General features: G+C 72.9%; 14 protein-coding genes. 4 read left to right on the top strand and 10 right to left on the bottom strand.

The features are described 5' to 3' along the window. Positions 1-47: 47 nt before the first annotated feature. From ACFRAV_RS29460 to hrcA, 7 genes are all read right to left on the bottom strand, one after another. Positions 48-1,046: an adenosine deaminase gene (locus ACFRAV_RS29460; protein WP_382560082.1), complete on the bottom strand. Its 999-nt coding sequence runs from the start codon at positions 1,044-1,046 to the stop codon at positions 48-50. A gap of 73 nt (positions 1,047-1,119) precedes the next feature. Beyond that, positions 1,120-2,025, bottom strand: coding sequence for a ribonuclease Z (locus tag ACFRAV_RS29465; protein WP_382560084.1), 906 nt, complete (start codon positions 2,023-2,025; stop codon positions 1,120-1,122). Between the two features lie 29 nt (positions 2,026-2,054). Continuing rightward, a complete protein-coding gene (locus ACFRAV_RS29470) occupies positions 2,055-2,408 on the bottom strand; it encodes a histidine triad nucleotide-binding protein (RefSeq protein WP_382560086.1) in 354 nt (117 codons plus the stop codon). Positions 2,409-2,549: 141 nt separating this feature from the next. Then, positions 2,550-5,750 carry a S41 family peptidase gene (locus ACFRAV_RS29475; protein WP_382560088.1) on the bottom strand — a complete coding sequence of 1,067 codons (3,201 nt, stop codon included), beginning with the start codon at positions 5,748-5,750 and terminating at the stop codon, positions 2,550-2,552. A gap of 352 nt (positions 5,751-6,102) precedes the next feature. Then, on the bottom strand, positions 6,103-6,852 hold the full coding sequence (locus ACFRAV_RS29480) for a 16S rRNA (uracil(1498)-N(3))-methyltransferase (protein ID WP_382560091.1): 750 nt from the start codon (positions 6,850-6,852) through the stop codon (positions 6,103-6,105). Positions 6,853-6,951: 99 nt separating this feature from the next. Then, positions 6,952-8,094 (bottom strand): molecular chaperone DnaJ, encoded by a 1,143-nt coding sequence (gene dnaJ, locus ACFRAV_RS29485; RefSeq protein ID WP_351114524.1) that lies wholly within the window; start codon positions 8,092-8,094, stop codon positions 6,952-6,954. Then, positions 8,095-9,111 carry a heat-inducible transcriptional repressor HrcA gene (hrcA, locus tag ACFRAV_RS29490; RefSeq protein ID WP_382560095.1) on the bottom strand — a complete coding sequence of 339 codons (1,017 nt, stop codon included), beginning with the start codon at positions 9,109-9,111 and terminating at the stop codon, positions 8,095-8,097. A 159-nt stretch (positions 9,112-9,270) separates the two neighbouring features. On the opposite strand from hrcA, the gene ACFRAV_RS29495 reads away from it, so the two are divergent. Beyond that, positions 9,271-10,026, top strand: a complete 756-nt coding sequence (locus ACFRAV_RS29495) for an MBL fold metallo-hydrolase (protein ID WP_382560098.1) — start codon at positions 9,271-9,273, stop codon at positions 10,024-10,026. A 68-nt stretch (positions 10,027-10,094) separates the two neighbouring features. After that, positions 10,095-10,907, top strand: a complete 813-nt coding sequence (locus tag ACFRAV_RS29500; RefSeq protein ID WP_382560102.1) for a DUF3097 domain-containing protein — start codon at positions 10,095-10,097, stop codon at positions 10,905-10,907. On the opposite strand, the gene ACFRAV_RS29505 is transcribed toward ACFRAV_RS29500, so the two are convergent. From ACFRAV_RS29505 to rpsT, 3 genes are all read right to left on the bottom strand, one after another. Next, the gene (locus ACFRAV_RS29505) at positions 10,885-11,463 is read right to left on the bottom strand and encodes a Uma2 family endonuclease (protein WP_382560105.1); all 579 of its coding nucleotides are present in this window, start codon (positions 11,461-11,463) and stop codon (positions 10,885-10,887) included. The two genes, ACFRAV_RS29500 and ACFRAV_RS29505, sit on opposite strands and share 23 nt — an antisense overlap. Positions 11,464-11,576: 113 nt before the next feature. After that, complete coding sequence (gene hemW / locus ACFRAV_RS29510) at positions 11,577-12,809, bottom strand: radical SAM family heme chaperone HemW (RefSeq protein ID WP_382560108.1); 1,233 nt, start codon at positions 12,807-12,809, stop codon at positions 11,577-11,579. Positions 12,810-13,051: 242 nt separating this feature from the next. After that, positions 13,052-13,318: a 30S ribosomal protein S20 gene (gene rpsT / locus ACFRAV_RS29515; RefSeq protein ID WP_351114517.1), complete on the bottom strand. Its 267-nt coding sequence runs from the start codon at positions 13,316-13,318 to the stop codon at positions 13,052-13,054. Positions 13,319-13,553: 235 nt separating this feature from the next. On the opposite strand from rpsT, the gene lepA reads away from it, so the two are divergent. Both lepA and ACFRAV_RS29525 read left to right on the top strand, forming a co-directional pair. Beyond that, positions 13,554-15,428, top strand: a complete 1,875-nt coding sequence (lepA, locus tag ACFRAV_RS29520; RefSeq protein ID WP_351114516.1) for a translation elongation factor 4 — start codon at positions 13,554-13,556, stop codon at positions 15,426-15,428. Positions 15,429-15,742: 314 nt separating this feature from the next. After that, complete coding sequence (locus tag ACFRAV_RS29525) at positions 15,743-17,614, top strand: AMP-dependent synthetase/ligase (protein ID WP_382560113.1); 1,872 nt, start codon at positions 15,743-15,745, stop codon at positions 17,612-17,614. Positions 17,615-17,699: the final 85 nt, after the last annotated feature.

The following is a 17,699-nucleotide window of genomic DNA, read 5'->3' on the forward strand; positions in this document are numbered from 1 at the left end:
CTCGTCGGCGGTCCCGGGGCCGTCGTACGTGGTGCGCGCGCTCCGGCTCAGCGGCGGGGGAACGTGTACGCCTCGACCTCGGCGAGGTAGCGGGCGCGGCGTTCCTCGTCGTCCTCCAGGAAGGAGGCGAGGAAGGAGTTGCGGGCGAGCTCGCGCAGCCGGTCCTCGTCGAGGCCGAGCCGGTCGCGGACGGCGTCGAAGTTGTCGCCGGCGTAGCCGCCGAAGTAGGCGGGGTCGTCGGAGTTGACCGTGCACAGCAGCCCGGCGTCCATCATCGCCGGGAGCGGGTGGTCCTCCAGGACGTCGACGGCCCGCAGCCGCACGTTGGACAGCGGGCACAGGGTCAGCGGGATCCGCTCGCGGACCAGCCGCTCCACCAGGGCCGGGTCCTCCATGCAGCGCAGACCGTGGTCGACGCGCTCGACGCCCAGCAGGTCCAGGGCCTCGGTGATGTAGGCGGCGGGGCCCTCCTCGCCGGCGTGGGCGACGCGGCGCAGACCGAGGGCGGCGGCGGCCGCGTAGACCTCCTGGAACTTCACCGGGGGGTGGTTCACCTCGGCGGAGTCCAGGCCGATCCCGGTGATCCTGTCCAGGTACGGCCGGGCGAGCTCCAGGGTCTCCAGGGCGGACTCGGCGGACTCGTCGCGCAGGAAACACATGATCAGGCGGGTGGAGACGCCGTGGTTCGCCTCGCTCGCGGCCAGCGCCCGCCCCAGGCCCTCCACCACGGTGCCCATCTCCACGCCGCGGGAGAGGTGGGCCTGCGGGTCGAAGAAGATCTCGGCGTGCCGCACGCCCTGGGCGGCGGCCCGGCGCAGGTAGGCGTTGGCGAGGTCCTCGAAGTCGCGCTCGGTGCGCAGCACCGCCATGCAGGCGTAGTACAGGTCGAGGAAGGACTGCAGGTCCTCGAAGGCCTGGGCGGCGCGCAGCTCGTCGACGGACGCGTACGGCAGCGTCACGCCGTTGCGCGCGGCGAGCTCGAAGGCGAGCTCGGGCTCCAGGGTGCCTTCTATGTGGAGGTGCAGTTCGGCTTTGGGGAGGGGCATCAGAAGATGATACGCATACGCCCCGTCCTGCCCGAAATGGCCCGACGGCGGGCCGCGGGCGTCTCCTGCCTGGTCAGACCCGCCGCGGCACGGGGATCCGCTCCAGGTCGCGGGCGACGGTGAGTTCGCCCTCGAAGCCGGCCGCGCGGGCCTGCCGGGCGAACTCCTCCGGGTCCGGGTAGCGCTGGCTGAAGTGGGTGAGCACCAGGTGGCGCACGCCCGCGTCGCGGGCCACGCGGGCCGCCTGGCCGGCGGTGAGGTGGCCGTGGTCCTCGGCCAGGGCGACGTCCTCGTCGAGGAAGGTGGACTCGATGGTCAGCAGGTCGCAGCCCTCGGCGAGGCGGTGGACGCCGTCGCAGAGCCGGGTGTCCATGACGAACGCGAATCGCTGCCCGCGCCGCACCTCGCTGACCTCGTCCAGGGTGACGCCGTTCAGCTCGCCGTCGCGCTGGAGGCGGCCGACGTCGGGGCCCTTGATGCCGTGCGCGGCCAGCCGCTCGGGAAGTATCCGGCGGCCGTCGCCCTCCACCAGCCGGTAGCCGTAGGACTCGACGGGGTGGTCGAGCCGGTGGGCCTCCAGCGTGTAGCCGGGGGTCTCGGCGATCGGACCGTCGGAGTCGACCGGCTCTTCGGTGAGCTTGACCGTCTCCCGGTAGGCGGTGGCGTACCGCAGCCGGTCGAAGAAGCGCTGCCCGGAGCGGGGGTAGTGCGCGGTGACCGGGTGCGGGACGCGGTCCAGGTTGATCCGCTGGATGACGCCGGCCAGGCCCAGGGAGTGGTCCCCGTGGAAGTGGGTGACGCAGAGCCGGTTCAGGTCGTGCGCGGCGACGCCGGCGCGCAGCATCTGCCGCTGCGTGCCCTCGCCGGGGTCGAACAGGATGCCCTCGCCGTCCCACCGCAGCAGGTAGCCGTTGTGGTTGCGGTGCCGGGTCGGAACCTGGCTGGCGGTGCCCAGCACCACCAGTTCACGCACGGACACGCTCGCCCTCCCCTACCGCCCCGGCCGCGTCAGCCGGGGGGCCACTGCAGGCCGCGCCCGCCGAGGACGTGCGCGTGCGCGTGGAAGACCGTCTGCCCCGCGCCGGAGCCGGTGTTGAAGATCGTGCGGTAGCTGTCCAGCTTCTCGTCCTCGGCGACGGCCCGGGTCTCGCGCAGCACGTCGGCGGCGAGCTCGGGCGCCTCGGCGGCGAGGGTGGCGGCGTCCGCGTGGTGCTCCTTGGGGATCACCAGGACGTGGGTGGGGGCCTGCGGGTTTATGTCCCGGAACGCCACCGTGGTGTCCGTCTCGCGGACGACGGTGGCCGGGATCTCTCCCGCGACGATCTTGCAGAACAGGCAGTCGTCCTGCGGCTCCCCTGCCATGGGCCCTCCTCGTTCGTGATCGTTCACGCCGGGTCATCGTAACGCCCCGCACCGACAGCGGGGCCGGTGCCCGCGGCGCGGCCCCGCACCGGGCGGAGTCGCGCCGCGGGCCGCCGTCTCACCGCGCCGCGGGCCACCGCCTCACAGCGAGGGCGGCGTCTTCGCGGGCGTGCGCGACAGGGCCTCCAGGGCGATGCGGACCGCCTCGTCCAGCTGCGGGTCGCGGCCGGCGGCGTGGTCCTGCGGCGTCTGCGGCACCTCGACGTCCGGGTCGACGCCGTGGTTCTCCACGCCCCAGCCGAGCTCCTCGAACCAGAAGGCGTACTTCGGCTGGGTGACCAGGGTGCCGTCGACCAGCCGGTAGCGGCTGTCGATGCCGACGACGCCGCCCCAGGTGCGGGTGCCGACCACCGGGCCGATGCCCAGCGCCTTGACCGCGGCGTTGACGATGTCGCCGTCGGAGCCGGAGAACTCGTTGGCCACCGCGACGACCGGGCCCCGAGGGGCGTCCAGCGGGTAGCTCATGGGTCGCTTGCCACGCGGCACGTCCCAGCCGACGATCCGCCGCGCCAGCTTCTCCACGACCAGCTGCGAGGTGTGGCCGCCCCGGTTCTCCCGGACGTCGACGATCAGGCCCTCCCGGGCCACCTCGACGACCAGGTCGCGGTGGATCTGCGCCCAGCCGGCGCCCATCATGTCGGGCACGTGCAGGTAGCCGAGGCGGCCGCCGCTCAGCTCGTGCACGTGGGCCCGGCGGTCGGCGACCCAGGCGTGGTACCGCAGCGCCTCCTCGTCGTCGGTGGGCACCACGACGGTGTGCCGGGGGTCGCCGCCGGCCGCCGGGGCCACCGTCAGCTCGACCGGCTTGCCCGCCGTGCCGGCCAGCAGCGGCCAGGGGCCGCGGACCGGGTCGACGGGCCGCCCGCCGACGGCGACGATGGCGTCGCCGGGCCGGACCGCGACGCCTGGGGCGGCCAGCGGGGAGCGCGCCTTGGGGTCGGAGGTCTCCGAGGGCAGCACCCGGTCGACCCGCCAGGCCCCGTCCTCGTGCCGGGAGACGTCCGCGCCGAGCAGCCCCTGCCGCTCGTCGCCGCCGTGGCCGGCGGGCGTGACGTAGGCGTGCGAGGTGCCGAGCTCGCCCTGCACCTCCCAGAGCAGGTCGACCAGGTCGTCGTGGGTGGCGAGCCGTTCGACGACCGGACGGTAGCGGTCCAGGACGGCCTGCCAGTCGACGCCGCCGAGGTCGGGGCGCCAGAAGTTGTCCCGCATCAGGCGCCCGGCCTCGTCGAACATCTGCCGCCACTCGGCGGCCGGGTCGACGAGGTGGTGGACCCGGCCGAGGTCCACGGCGACCTCGTCGTCGCCGGAGGCCCGCCGGTCGCTCGGCACCACCCTGAGCCGGCCGCCGCCGCCCCACACCGCCAGGCGCTTGCCGTCGCCGCTGACCGCGTAGGCGTCGACGTCCTCGCCCAGGGTGTCCAGCCGCAGCTGGGCCAGGTCGTAGCGCTCCAGGTCGCTCTTGGGCCCGGAGTCGTCGGGGGTGGCCCGCGACGCGCCGAGCACGCCCTCGACGGGGTGCCGCAGCCACAGCACGCCGTCCTTCGCGGTGCGCAGCCCGGTGTACCGGGCGGCCTCCACCGGGAAGGGCACGATCCGGTCGGCGAGGCCCTCGGGGTCGATCCGGGTGGCGGGGGTGCCCTCGCTCTCCGGCGTCTCGTCCTTGTCGGGGGCGTCCACCGGGCGTCCGTGCCGCTGCGGGCCGAACGGGGACGGCGTGGTCGCGGCGAGGGTGATCAGGTAGGGGCGGTTGGCTCCGACGAAGGCCAGGTCGAAGGAGTGCTCGTCGTACACCGGGTCGAAGGCGCGCGCCGACAGGAAGGCGAGGTGCTTGCCGTCGGGGGTGAAGGCGGGCGAGAAGTCCCGGAACCGCAGCGGGGTCGCCTCGACCACCGACAGGTCGGCGGTGTGCGCCAGCTTCAGCTGGGCGAGTTCGCCGACGCCCGGGTGGGACCAGGCCAGCCATGCCGAGTCGGGCGAGAAGACCAGCCCGGAGCAGTCGCCGTTCTCGCTGCGGTCCACCTCGCGCAGCTCGCCGCTCTCCCGCTCGACGAGCAGCACCCGCCCGTCGTGGGAGGCGACGGCGAACCGTCCGCCGTCGGGCGCCACGGTCAGGCCCAGCACGCGGCCGAGCCGTCCGGCGGCGATCCGGCGCGGGCCGCCGCCCGCGGCGGGGCCGGTCGCCGGGGCGAACTCCAGGGCGTCCTCGCCCTCGGCGTCGGTGACCCAGACCGCCCATTCCTCGCCGTCCACCCGGAAGGCGCGGGCCAGCCGGTTGCGCACGCCCGGCTCGGCGGCCAGCGCGCGGGCCGGGCCGGAGCGGTGGGTGACCCAGTGGACGCCGCCGCGGACGGTGACGGCGCTGCCGCGGGCGGTGTGGTCGGGCGAGAAGCCGCCGAGCCACCGGGAGGGGGTCACGGGGTAGGGCTGCAGGTCGGCGCGCTGGCCGCCGAGGCGGACCTCCAGACGGCACGGCTCGGCGCCGTCCAGGTCGTCGAGGAGCCACAGCTCGCCGGCCGAGCTGTACACGACGCGCTCGCCGTCGGTGGCGGCGTGCCGGGCGTAGAAGACGTCGTCCCCGACGGGGGTGTGGCGGCGCAGGTCCGAACCGTCGGCGAGGGAGGAGTAGAGGGCGCCGACGCCCTCGTGGTCGGAGAGGAACGCGATCCTGTCCCCGGCCCACAGCGGGTACTCGAGGTTGCCGTCGAGGTCGGCGTGCAGGCGGGCGAACTCGCCGGGCGTCTCCTCCGACTCGATCCACAGCTTGCCCGCGGTGCCGCCCCGGTAGCGCTTCCACCAGGCCGCCTCGCGGCCCATCGGCGCGGACAGCAGCACGGTGCGCGGGCCGAAGGCCACGTGGCCGACCGGGCCGTACGGCAGCCGCTCGGCGGGACCGCCGTCCAGCGGCACGGCGCGGGCCCAGGAGCGGCGCAGGGTGGCCTCGCCGTGGGCCGAGGTCACCAGGACCCGCCCGTCCGGGGTCCAGCCGCGGACCCGGGTGGTGGGCGCGCCCCAGTGCGTCAGGCGCCGCGCGGGACCGCCGCCCACGGGGGCGGCGTACGCCTCGGGGGCGCCGTCGCGGGCCGAGGTCCAGGCGACGTGGGCGCCGTCCGGGGAGATGCGGGGGTGGTTGACCGGCATGTTGTCCGCGCTGACCCGCCAGGCCCGGCCGCCGTCGACGGGGGCGACCCAGACGTCGTCCTCGGCGGTGAAGGCGAGCAGGTCGCCGTGCAGGTGCGGGAAGCGGAGATACGCGGGAGCGAGCGTCGAGGCAGACTTCGTCACCCGGTCAGCCTAAGCAGCGATCCCCGTCCCCCAACAGCCTTTTCCCCCGACTGGGGTCGCGGGGTGCCAGGGGCCATGGGCGCGGGATGCCTGCTGACCCGCCTGCGCACGGCGGGGAGCAACTCGGCCCTCCCGGCGGGCGGCTGGGCCGCCCAGGGGGCGATGGGGGTACCCCCTGCTCGAGCGAAGCCGAGAGCTTGGGGGAGGGCGGGCGCAGGGCGGTGCGTACGCACGGGGCGGCTCGCACCCCCGGGCGCCGGCCGCCCGCACCGCAATCTCGCGGCAGGTACCGGACCGCCCGCCCCGTGCGGCGGAGCCCCGCGGGAGCCGGACCCCCGCGGCAGGGGTTCCGCTAGGACCAGCGCCCCGTGCGGCCGAGCAGCAACGCGACGGCCGCGGTCCCCGCCGTGGAGGTCCGCAGCACGGACCGGCCCAGCCGGTACGCTCCCGCCCCCGCCTCGGCGAACAGCTCCAGCTCCTGCGGCGAGACCCCACCCTCGGGCCCCACGACCAGCACGATCTCCCCCGACGCCGGCAGCTCGCACGTGGCCAGCGCCTCACTGGGGAAGTCCCGGTCCTCGTGCAGGACCGCCGCGAAGTCGGCCCGCGCGAGCAGCGCCGCGACCTGCTTGCCGCTCGCGAGCTCCGCGACCTCGGGGAACCGCGTCCGCCGCGACTGCTTGCCCGCCTCCCGCGCGGTGGCCCGCCACTTGGCCAGCGCCTTGGCCCCCCGCTCGCCCTTCCACTGCGTGATGCACCGCGCCGCGGACCAGGGGACGATCGCGTCCACCCCGGTCTCGGTCATGGTCTCCACCGCCAGCTCACCCCGGTCCCCCTTGGGCAGCGCCTGCACCACCGTGATCCGCGGGCTCGGCACGGGCTCCTCACGGACCTCCGCGAGCCCGCCGACGACCAGCCGGTCCTTGCCCTCGGCGGCCTCGACGACGCCCTCGGCCCAGTGGCCCCTGCCGTCGGTGAGCACCACCGCCTCGCCCGGCTGGAGCCGCTTGACCGACACGGCGTGCCGGCCCTCCGGGCCCTCCAGGACATGCGTGGACCCGTGCGGGGAGAGTTCGTCGACGACGAAGACGGGGGCGGTCAACTACGCCTCCAGGCGCGGTGGTCGGGGCAGTGCGTGGGCAGGGACAGAAACGGGAGCCGCCGCGGACCGCACCGGTCCGCGACGACCCCCGGGGGCGCCTCAGCGCCCGTTGAACGCGTCCTTCAGCCGGGAGAACAGCCCCTGCTGACCGGGCTGGAACTGCCCGGTGGGCCGCTCCTCCCCGCGCAGCTTGGCCAGTTCGCGCAGCACCCGCTCCTGCTCCGGGTCCAGCTTCGTCGGCGTCAGCACCTCGACGTGCACGATGAGGTCGCCGCGCCCGCCGCCGCGCAGGTGGGTGACGCCGCGCCCGTGCAGCGGGATCGACTGCCCGGACTGCGTGCCGGGACGGATGTCGACCTCCTCGAGGCCGTCGAGCGTCTCCAGCGGCACCTTGGTGCCGAGCGCCGCCGCCGTCATCGGGATCGTCACCGTGCAGTGCAGGTCGTCCCCGCGCCGCTGGAACGTCTCGTGCGGCAGCTCGTGGATCTCGACGTACAGGTCGCCGGCCGGGCCTCCGCCCGGGCCGACCTCGCCCTCGCCGGCCAGCTGGATCCGGGTGCCGTTGTCCACACCGGCGGGGATCTTCACGGTCAGCGTCCGGCGCGAGCGCACCCGGCCGTCACCCGCGCACTCGGGGCACGGGTTGGGCACGACCGTGCCGAAGCCCTGGCACTGGGGGCAGGGCCGCGAGGTCATGACCTGGCCGAGGAAGGACCGCGTCACCTGGGACACCTCGCCGCGGCCGCGGCACATGTCACAGGTCTGCGCCGAGGTGCCGGGGGCGGCGCCCTCGCCGTGACAGGTCTTGCAGACCACGGCCGTGTCGACCTGGAGTTCCTTGGTGGTCCCGAAGGCCGCCTCGGTCAGCTCGACGTCCAGCCGGATCATGGCGTCCTGGCCGCGGCGGGTCCGCGAGCGCGGTCCGCGCTGCGAGGCCGTGCCGAAGAAGGCGTCCATGATGTCGGAGAAGTTGCCGAAGCCGCCGGCCCCGAAGCCGCCCGCACCCGCGCCGGCGCCGCCGGCCTGGGAGAGCGGGTCGCCGCCGAGGTCGTAGACCTGCTTCTTCTGCGGGTCCGAGAGCACCTCGTAGGCGGCGTTGATCTCCTTGAACCGCTCCTGCGTCTTCGGATCGGGATTGACGTCCGGGTGCAGCTCGCGGGCGAGCCTCCGGAACGCCTTCTTGATCTCGTCCTGGGACGCGTCGCGGCGCACGCCGAGTACGGCGTAGTAGTCCGTGGCCACTTACGACTCCGCCAGGATCTGTCCGACGTACCGTGCCACTGCGCGTACTGCTCCCATCGTTCCCGGGTAATCCATGCGGGTCGGTCCGACCACGCCGAGCTTGGCGACTGCCTCGCCGCCCGAACCGTAGCCCACCGACACGACGGACGTGGAGTTGAGTCCCTCGTACTCGTTCTCATGACCGATACGGACGGTCATGGCCGAATCCTGAGCCTCGCCAAGGAGCTTGAGGAGCACGACCTGCTCCTCGAGCGCCTCCAGGACGGGCTGGATGGTGAGGGGAAAATCATGTGTGAAGCGGGTCAGGTTGGCGGTGCCGCCGATCATCAGCCGCTCCTCGGTCCGCTCGACGAGCGTCTCCAGCAGGGTGGCGAGCACCGACGCCACCGTGGAGCGGTCCTCCTGCTCGAAGGCCTCCGGCAGGTCCTGCACCAGCAGCGGGACGTCGGTGAACCGGCGCCCGGTGACCCGGCTGTTGAGCCGGGCGCGGAGGTCGGCGAGGGTGTTCTCGCCGATCGGGGCGGGGCAGTCGATCAGGCGCTGCTCGACCCGGCCGGTGTCGGTGATCAGCACCAGCATCACCCGGGCCGGCGCGAGCGCCAGCAGCTCCACATGCCGCACCGCCGAACGCGTGAGCGACGGATACTGGACGACCGCGACCTGCCGGGTCAGCTGCGCCAGCAGCCGCACCGTGCGGGCCACCACGTCGTCGAGGTCGACGGCGCCGTCCAGGAAGTTCTGGATGGCGCGCCGCTCGGGCTGGGTCATCGGCTTCACGTCGGCCAGCCGGTCGACGAAGAGCCGGTAGCCCTTGTCGGTGGGGATCCGCCCCGCGCTGGTGTGGGGCTGGGCGATGTAGCCCTCCTCCTCCAGCGCGGACATGTCGTTGCGCACCGTCGCGGGGGACACACCGAGGCTGTGCCGCTCGGTGAGGGCCTTGGAGCCCACCGGCTCCTCGGTCCCGACGTAGTCCTGGACGATGGCGCGCAACACCTGCAGCCTGCGTTCACTCAGCATCGCGCACACCTCCGGATGTCGGCTCGGCCTCACCGCTTCTGCCCCTTGCGTCGACTGGCACTCTGCTTGCGCGAGTGCCAGTCATTACCAGTCAGTGTACGGCCGGAGGGTACGGCGCGGGCAAGGGCGGTCGCCGTGCGGTCCCGATAGCGTCGCCCCATGAGCGTGACCTGGGAAGCCCCTGATGGAGGGGAAAGTCTCGGCTGGGAGGCGCTGGCCCCCGGTGTGGGGCGGCTGCGGCTGCCCGTCTGGGACTGCACGGTGGGCCTGGTGGCCGGGCCCGACGGGGCGTTGCTGGTGGACGCGGGCTCGAGTGTGGCGGAGGGCACGCGGATCCGCCAGGAGGCGGAGCAGTCCTTGGGGGCGGGGCGGCGCGTCACGCATGTGGCCCTCACCCACCCTCACTTCGACCACGTGTTCGGCGCCGGGGTGTTCGCCGGGGCGGAGGTGCACGCCGCGGTCGGCTGCGGCGCGTTGCTGGCCTCCGCCGAGGGGCGGGACGCCCTGCGGGCCGACGCGGTGGCGAACGGCCTGACCCCGCAAGCGGCGGACACGGCGTTGGAGGCGCTGACCGTGCCCCGGCACGAGGTGCACCACGACCACGTGCTGGAGCTGGGCGGCGGCGTCCGCCCGGTGCTGGCCGCCATGGGGCCGGGCCACACCGCGCACGACCTCGCGGTCCTGGTGCCGGGGCCGCGCCCGGTGGTCTTCTGCGGCGACCTGGTCGAGGAGTCCGGCGAACCGCAGGCCGGGGAGGACGCGGTGCCCTCGCGCTGGGCGGCGGCCCTCACCCGGCTGCTGGAGCTGGGCGGCGAGGACGCGCTCTACGTGCCCGGGCACGGGGCGGTGGTGGACGCCGCCTTCGTGCGGCGGCAGCGGGAGGAGCTGTCCCGGAGGTTCGGCACGGCCTGGTGAGGCGGCGGGCGGCGGCGTGAGGGCGTGTCGCCTGGGCGAGCCCCGCCGTTTCTCCTATCGTCAGCCGAATGCGCCAGTACTCCCCCGACCTCACGCCGTCGTGGAAGAAGCCCAAGCCGGTACCCGAGGTTCCCGCGGAGCCCGGTCTGGTCGTGGAGGACCCCGCCACCGGGTTCTGCGGGGCCGTGGTGGGCTGCGAGGCCGGCACGGTCACCCTGGAGGACCGGCACGGCGAGCACCGCGTCTTCCCGCTGGCCCCGGCCGCCTTCCTGCTGGAGGGCCGCCCGGTGACCCTGGTCCGCGCCGCCGCGGCCGCCCCGAAGCGCCCTTCGCGCACCGCCTCCGGCTCCGTCGCGGTTCCCGGCGCGCGGGCGCGGGTGGCCCGCGCGGGGCGCATCTACGTCGAGGGACGGCACGACGCCGAGCTGGTCGAGAAGGTGTGGGGCGACGACCTGCGCGTCGAGGGCGTGGTCGTGGAGTACCTGGAGGGCGTGGACGACCTGCCGGCCGTGGTCGAGGAGTTCGCCCCGGGCCCCGACGCGCGGCTGGGCGTCCTGGTCGACCACCTGGTGCCCGGCTCCAAGGAATGGCGCATCGCCGAGGCCGTCACCAGCGACCACGCCCTGGTGGTCGGCCACCCCTACATCGACGTCTGGCAGGCCGTGAAGCCCTCCGCGCTGGGCATCGAGGCCTGGCCGGTGATCCCCCGCGGCCAGGACTGGAAGACCGGCGTCTGCCGCGCCCTCGGCTGGCCCGACAACACCGGCGCCGCCTGGCGTCACATCCTCTCCCGGGTCCGCGGCTGGAAGGACCTGGAGCCCGAGCTCCTGGGCCGCGTCGAGGAACTGATCGACTTCGTCACGGCCGGGAGTGAGGCCTGACCCCCTCGTACGCCCCGAACTCCGCCGTCTCCAGTTCGATCCCCAGCGGGCCCACCGGCAGCGGATCGCCGAATTTGGTGATCCGCTGCACCTGGTAGTCGGCGTCCTCGCCCCGTCCGGTCGGCTCGGTGTACAGCACGCAGTGCGCCATGATCGGGTCGATGATCAGGTAGGCCGGGACTCCGCCCGCCGAGTAGATCAGCCGCTTCACGCCGTAGTCACGGTCGACGCTGGTCCGGGAGACCACCTCGACCACCAGCGTGATCAGGTGCGAGGGCAACAGCCGACCCGCCGCCGGGCCGCGTCCCGCCTCGAGAACCACCAGATCGGGCACCGGCTCGCTGGCCTCCCCGACGATGTTCACGTCCTGTGTCTGGAGGCGTTCCCAGCGGGAGCGCGGGATCTGGTCCTGCACCTCGGTGACGATCCGGTTGTGCACCAGATCGGGGCCGGCCATCATCACGATGTCCCCCCGCAGAAGCTCCGCCTTGGCGCCTTCGGGCGGTTCGAAGTCCGCGAAGAAGTCGGCCATCCCTCGCTCGTCCACAGCGGTCATCTCCGTGAGCCTCCCGGTCCGCCGCGTCGCGCACTGTCAGCGGCAGCTTACGAACAGCGTAGGCACCGAGGAGCCGAACCGCACGGAGTCACTCGCACGAGTGGCGGGGCCGCTCAGTCCACCAGGTCCCGGACGACCGCGTCGGCCAGGAGGCGGCCCCGCAGGGTGAGGGCGGCGCGGCCCGCGGCGAAGGACTCCGGGCGCAGCAGGCCGTCGGCGAGGGCGCGGTCGGCGGCGGCGCGGCCGGCCGGGCGCAGGAGGTCCAGGGGGACGCCGTCCACCAGCCGCAGCTCCAGCAGGATCCGCTCGACGCGCCGGTCCTCGGCGGAGAGCAGCTCGCGCCCGGCGCCCGGGGAGCGCCCCTCGGCGAGGGCCGCCGCGTAGGCGCCCGGGTGCTTCACGTTCCACCACCGCACGCCCCCGACGTGGCTGTGCGCGCCCGGTCCGGCGCCCCACCAGTCGGCGCCGCGCCAGTACAGCTCGTTGTGCAGGCAGCGGGCGGCGTCGGAGGCGGCCCAGTTGGAGACCTCGTACCAGTCGAGCCCGGCCGCCGAGAGCATCTCCTCGGCGATCAGGTAGCGGTCGGCGTGCACGTCGTCGTCGGTCATCGGGACCTCGCCGCGCTTGATGCGGCGGGCAAGGCCGGTGCCGTCCTCGACGATCAGCGCGTACGCCGAGACGTGGTCGGGGCCGGCGCCCAGCGCGGCCTCCAGGGAAGCCCGCCAGTCGTCGTCGGACTCCCCCGGCGTGCCGTAGATCAGGTCCAGGTTGACGTGCTCGAATCCGGCGGCCCGCGCCTCGGAGACACACTGCTCGGGGCGGCCGGGGGTGTGGGTACGGTCGAGGATGCGCAGCACGTGGGGGCGGGCGGACTGCATGCCGAAGGAGATCCGGTTGTAGCCGCCCTCGCGCAGCTCCGCGAGGTAGGCCGGGTCCACGGTCTCCGGATTGGCCTCGGTGGTGACCTCGGCGTCCTCGGCGAGGCCGAACTCCTGGCGGACCGCGTCCAGCATCCGCACCAGGTCGCCGGCCGCCAGCAGGGTGGGGGTGCCGCCGCCGACGAAGACGGTGCGCACCGGGCGGGGGTCGTCGCCCAGCACCTTGCGGGCCAGGCGGACCTCCTCGGCGAGGGTGTCCGCGTAGTTGTCGCGGGAGGCGAGCACGCCGCCGCTTCCGCGCAGCTCGGTGGCGGTGTAGGTGTTGAAGTCGCAGTACCCGCAGCGGGTCGCGCAGTAAGGGACGTGCAGGTAGAACCCGAGGGGACGCTCCGGGGCGCCCTCGAGGGCGGAGGCCGGCAACGCGCCGTCGGCGGGGACGGGCTCGCCGTCGGGGAGTGCGGAAGGCATGGGGACCATTGTCCCCCACCTCGGAGGAAGCCCGGGAAGACCGAACGCCCCGGCCTCCGGACCGCCTGGGGAAGGCGGCACGGGGGCCGGGGCGCTGAAAAGGGTGCCGGGTCCGTACCCGCGTGGCGAACGCAGGCCGCGTACGGACCCTTGGTGCCGGCCGGGAGCGGATGAGAGAGGGCCCGCTCTGGGTCCTGCCGGCGGTCGTTCAGTCGTTCAGATCACAAACGGACCGAGGCGGTTCAGCCCTGGAGGCCGGCGACCTTGGAAGCAAGCGCCGACTTCTTGTTGGCGGCCTGGTTCTTGTGGATGACGCCCTTGGAGACGGCCTTGTCCAGCTGACGCGCAGCGGCGCGCTGGTACTCGGTCGCCTTCTCGGTGTCACCCGCGGCAGCGGCCTCGCGGGCCTTGCGGATCGCGGTCTTCAGAGAGGACTTGACGGCCTTGTTGCGCAGCCGGGCCTTCTCGTTGGTCTTGTTCCGCTTGATCTGGGACTTGATGTTCGCCACGAAGGAGCCTTTTCAGGTTCTTGGCACACGAGGCCGAGGCCTCGCGGGCCGTGTGATTTTCTTGGGTGAGCCTCCGCGCACAGGCATGACACGCGGGCATGGAGACACAGCCACCCAGGCTACCAGTCGCCCGACGAGCGGCCCAAACCCGTCACAGGGGCCGGGCCATGGGACGATGGAGGCTGCGTACAGATCCGACCCGAGGCATAAGGCGCCTCAAGAGACAGGACCCTGCGTGCCCGCGACCCCTAACAATGTGCCCGAGCCGAGCCGTACCGACCCGGCTCTGATCCGCAACTTCTGCATCATCGCGCACATCGACCACGGCAAGTCCACGCTCGCCGACCGGATGCTCCAGCTGACCGGCGTCGTCGAGCAGCGGCAGATGCGCGCCCAGTACCTCGACCGCATGGACATCGAGCGTGAGCGCGGCATCACGATCAAGTCCCAGGCGGTGCGTCTGCCGTGGGCCCCGAGGAACGGGGAGCAGCAGAACCCGACGCACATCCTGAACATGATCGACACCCCCGGGCACGTCGACTTCACCTACGAGGTGTCCCGGTCCCTGGCCGCCTGCGAGGGCACCGTCCTGCTCGTCGACGCCGCCCAGGGCATCGAGGCGCAGACGCTCGCCAACCTGTACCTGGCGATGGAGAACGACCTCGCGATCATCCCGGTGCTGAACAAGATCGACCTGCCGGCCGCGCAACCCGAGAAGTTCTCCGAGGAGCTCGCCAACCTGATCGGCTGCGACCCCTCCGACGTGCTGAAGGTCTCCGCGAAGACCGGTGTGGGCGTCGAGGACCTGCTGGACCGCGTGGTCGAGCGCATCCCGGCCCCGGTCGGCGTCAAGGACGCCCCGGCCCGCGCGATGATCTTCGACTCGGTCTACGACTCGTACCGCGGCGTGGTCACCTACGTCCGGGTGATCGACGGCCAGCTCAACAAGCGCGAGCGCATCCGGATGATGTCGACCGGCGCCACGCACGAGCTGCTGGAGATCGGCACCAACTCGCCCGAGATGCTGCCGGCCGACGGCCTGGGCGTCGGCGAGGTGGGCTACCTGATCACCGGCGTGAAGGACGTCCGCCAGTCCAAGGTCGGTGACACGGTCACCACCCTGAACAAGGGCGCCACCGAGGCGCTGGGCGGCTACAAGGACCCGAAGCCGATGGTGTTCTCGGGCCTGTACCCGCTGGACGGCTCGGACTACCCGCTGCTGCGTGACGCGCTGGACAAGCTGCAGCTCAACGACGCGGCGCTGGTCTACGAGCCGGAGACGTCCGCGGCCCTGGGCTTCGGCTTCCGCGTCGGCTTCCTCGGCCTGCTCCACCTGGACGTGATCCGCGAGCGCCTGGAGCGCGAGTTCGGCCTCGACCTGATCGCCACCGCCCCCAACGTGGTCTACCGCGTGGTCATGGAGGACGGCAGCGAGCACGTCGTCACCAACCCGAGCGAGTTCCCCGAGGGCAAGATCAACGACGTGTACGAGCCGGTCGTGCGCGCCACGATCCTCGCGCCGTCGGAGTTCATCGGCGCGATCATGGAGCTGTGCCAGACCCGCCGCGGCACGCTGCTCGGCATGGACTACCTGTCCGAGGACCGCGTGGAGATCCGGTACACGCTGCCGCTCGCGGAGATCGTCTTCGACTTCTTCGACCAGCTGAAGTCCAAGACCCGCGGCTACGCCTCGCTGGACTACGAGCCCACCGGCGAGCAGACGTCCAGCCTGGTCAAGGTGGACATCCTGCTGCACGGCGACAAGGTGGACGCCTTCTCGGCGATCACCCACAAGGACGCGGCGTACGCGTACGGCGTGCGGCTGGTCGCCAAGCTGCGCGAGCTCATCCCCCGGCAGGCCTTCGAGGTGCCGATCCAGGCCGCCGTCGGCTCCCGGGTGATCGCCCGCGAGACCATCCGCGCCATCCGCAAGGACGTCCTCGCCAAGTGCTACGGCGGTGACATCTCCCGGAAGCGGAAGCTGCTGGAGAAGCAGAAGGAGGGCAAGAAGCGGATGAAGATGGTGGGTTCCGTGGAGGTTCCCCAGGAGGCCTTCATCGCCGTGCTCTCCAGCGACGACAGCGCGTCGTCCGGCAAGGGGAAGAAGTAGGCCGGAAGTAGACCGGGAGTCCGCCGAGTTGCGGACCCCGAGTCCCGCCGGAAGGGCCCGTCGCGTCGTCGCGGCGGGCCCTTCGGCGTCGCGCGGCCGGAAGAACTGCGCAAATGCCTGGCCGTAGCCTCTTACATACCGCAGGGTCGGCCCTTACCCTGATGCCGTCTCCTCAGTTACTCGCGAGTTAAGCAGGGACACGCGAGGCCGTTCAGCCGTTCATCAGCCAGCAGCAAACCAGCCAGCCGCACCAGCAGCCGTCAGTAGTGGCCGAGCCGGCCGCACGTACTGCGGGCGGGCCCCGGAGGATTGTCGTGAGCGACACACAGACCCTGATCGATAACCGTCCGCCGAGTGTGGCGAACCTGTTCCTGGAGCGCGTGGAGGCCACGCCGGACACCGAGGCGTACCGCTACCCGGTGCCGTCCGCCGGGCAGGGCCCCGACGAGTGGACGTCGCTCAGCTGGAAGCAGTCCGCCGACCGCGTGTTCTCCATCGCGGCGGGCCTGATCGACCTGGGCGTCGCCCCGGAGGAGCGGGTCGCGCTGGCGGCGGCGACCCGCGTCGAGTGGATCCTCGCCGACCTGGGCATCCTGTGCGCGGGCGCGGCCACCACCACGGTGTACCCCTCGACCAACGCCGAGGAGTCGGCGTTCATCCTCTCCGACTCGGGCAGCAGGGTCCTGATCGCCGAGGACGCCTCGCAGGTGGCCAAGGCGCTGGAGAAGAAGGACGAGCTGCCCTCGCTCACCCACATCGTGGTGATCGACCCGGCGGGCGTGGAGACGAACGAGACCGTCCTGACCCTGGAGGAGCTCGAGCGGCGCGGCGCGGCCCGTCTGGAGAAGTCCCCCGAGCTGGTCAAGGAGCGGGTCTCCGCGATCACCAAGGACCAGCTGGCCACCCTGATCTACACCTCCGGCACCACCGGCCGCCCCAAGGGCGTGCGCCTGCCGCACGACAACTGGTCGTACATGGCGAAGGCGATCGCCGCCACCGGCCTGGTCACCACGGAGGACGTGCAGTACCTGTGGCTGCCGCTGGCGCACGTCTTCGGCAAGGTGCTGCTCTCCAGCCAGATCGAGGTCGGGCACGTCACCGCCGTCGACGGCCGGGTCGACAAGATCATCGAGAACCTGCCGGTGGTGAGGCCGAGCTACATGGCGGCCGTCCCCCGCATCTTCGAGAAGGTCTACAACGGCGTGGCCGCCAAGGCCCGCGCGGGCGGCGGCGCCAAGTACAAGATCTTCCAGTGGGCGGCCGGGATCGCCCGCGAGTACGGCAAGGTCACCCAGGAGAACTACCGCCGCACCGGCAACGCGACCGCCCCGTTCGGCCTCTCCCTCAAGCACGAGGTCGCCGACCTGCTGGTCTACAAGAAGATCCGCGAGGCCTTCGGCGGCAACCTGCGCGCCTGCATCTCCGGCTCGGCGGCGCTCGCCCCGGAGATCGGCTACTTCTTCTCCGGCGCCGGCGTGCACATCCTGGAGGGCTACGGCCTGACCGAGTCCTCGGCCGCCTCCTTCGTGAACCCGGGCGAGGCCTACCGCACCGGCACGGTGGGCAAGCCGCTGCCCGGCACCGAGGTCCGCATCGCCGACGACGGCGAGATCCTGCTGCGCGGCCCGGGCATCATGCAGGGCTACCACAACCTGCCGGACAAGACCGCCGAGGTCCTGGAGGAGGACGGCTGGTTCCACACCGGCGACATCGGCGAGCTCTCCACCGACGGGTACCTGCGGATCACCGACCGCAAGAAGGACCTGATCAAGACCTCGGGCGGCAAGTACGTCGCCCCGGCCGAGGTCGAGGGCCAGTTCAAGGCGATCTGCCCGTACGTCTCCAACATCCTGGTGCACGGCGCCTCGCGCAACTACTGCACGGCGCTGATCGCCCTGGAGGAGGCTGCCCTGATGGGCTGGGCCGCGGAGAACGGGCTGGGCGACAAGTCCTACGCGGAGGTCGTCGCGGCGCCGGAGACGGTCGCCATGGTCGAGGGCTACGTGAAGCAGCTCAACGAGGGCCTGCAGCGCTGGCAGACCGTCAAGCAGTTCCGGCTCCTGCCGCGTGACCTCGACGTGGAGCACGGCGAGATCACGCCGAGCCTGAAGCTGAAGCGGCCGGTGGTGGAGCGGGAGTACGCGCACCTCATCGAGGAGATGTACGCGGGCGCGCGCGAGGCGTGACGCACCGGGCGTGACGCGCGAGCCGTATCGCACCGGGCGTGACGCGCGAACGGCGGCGGGCCACCGGGAAGGATCCCCGGTGGCC

This window comes from Streptomyces sp. NPDC056600, from assembly GCF_042792855.1.
Lineage (GTDB): Bacteria > Actinomycetota > Actinomycetes > Streptomycetales > Streptomycetaceae > Streptomyces.

Coding starts and splice junctions, on each gene's coding strand:
- ACFRAV_RS29460 (WP_382560082.1), bottom strand. CDS start 1,046: ATGCCCCTCCCCAAAGCCGAACTGCACCTCCACATAGAAGGCACCCTG.
- ACFRAV_RS29470 (WP_382560086.1), bottom strand. CDS start 2,408: ATGGCAGGGGAGCCGCAGGACGACTGCCTGTTCTGCAAGATCGTCGCG.
- hrcA (WP_382560095.1), bottom strand. CDS start 9,111: ATGCTGAGTGAACGCAGGCTGCAGGTGTTGCGCGCCATCGTCCAGGAC.
- ACFRAV_RS29495 (WP_382560098.1), top strand. CDS start 9,271: ATGAGCGTGACCTGGGAAGCCCCTGATGGAGGGGAAAGTCTCGGCTGG.
- ACFRAV_RS29500 (WP_382560102.1), top strand. CDS start 10,095: ATGCGCCAGTACTCCCCCGACCTCACGCCGTCGTGGAAGAAGCCCAAG.
- ACFRAV_RS29505 (WP_382560105.1), bottom strand. CDS start 11,463: ATGACCGCTGTGGACGAGCGAGGGATGGCCGACTTCTTCGCGGACTTC.
- hemW (WP_382560108.1), bottom strand. CDS start 12,809: ATGCCTTCCGCACTCCCCGACGGCGAGCCCGTCCCCGCCGACGGCGCG.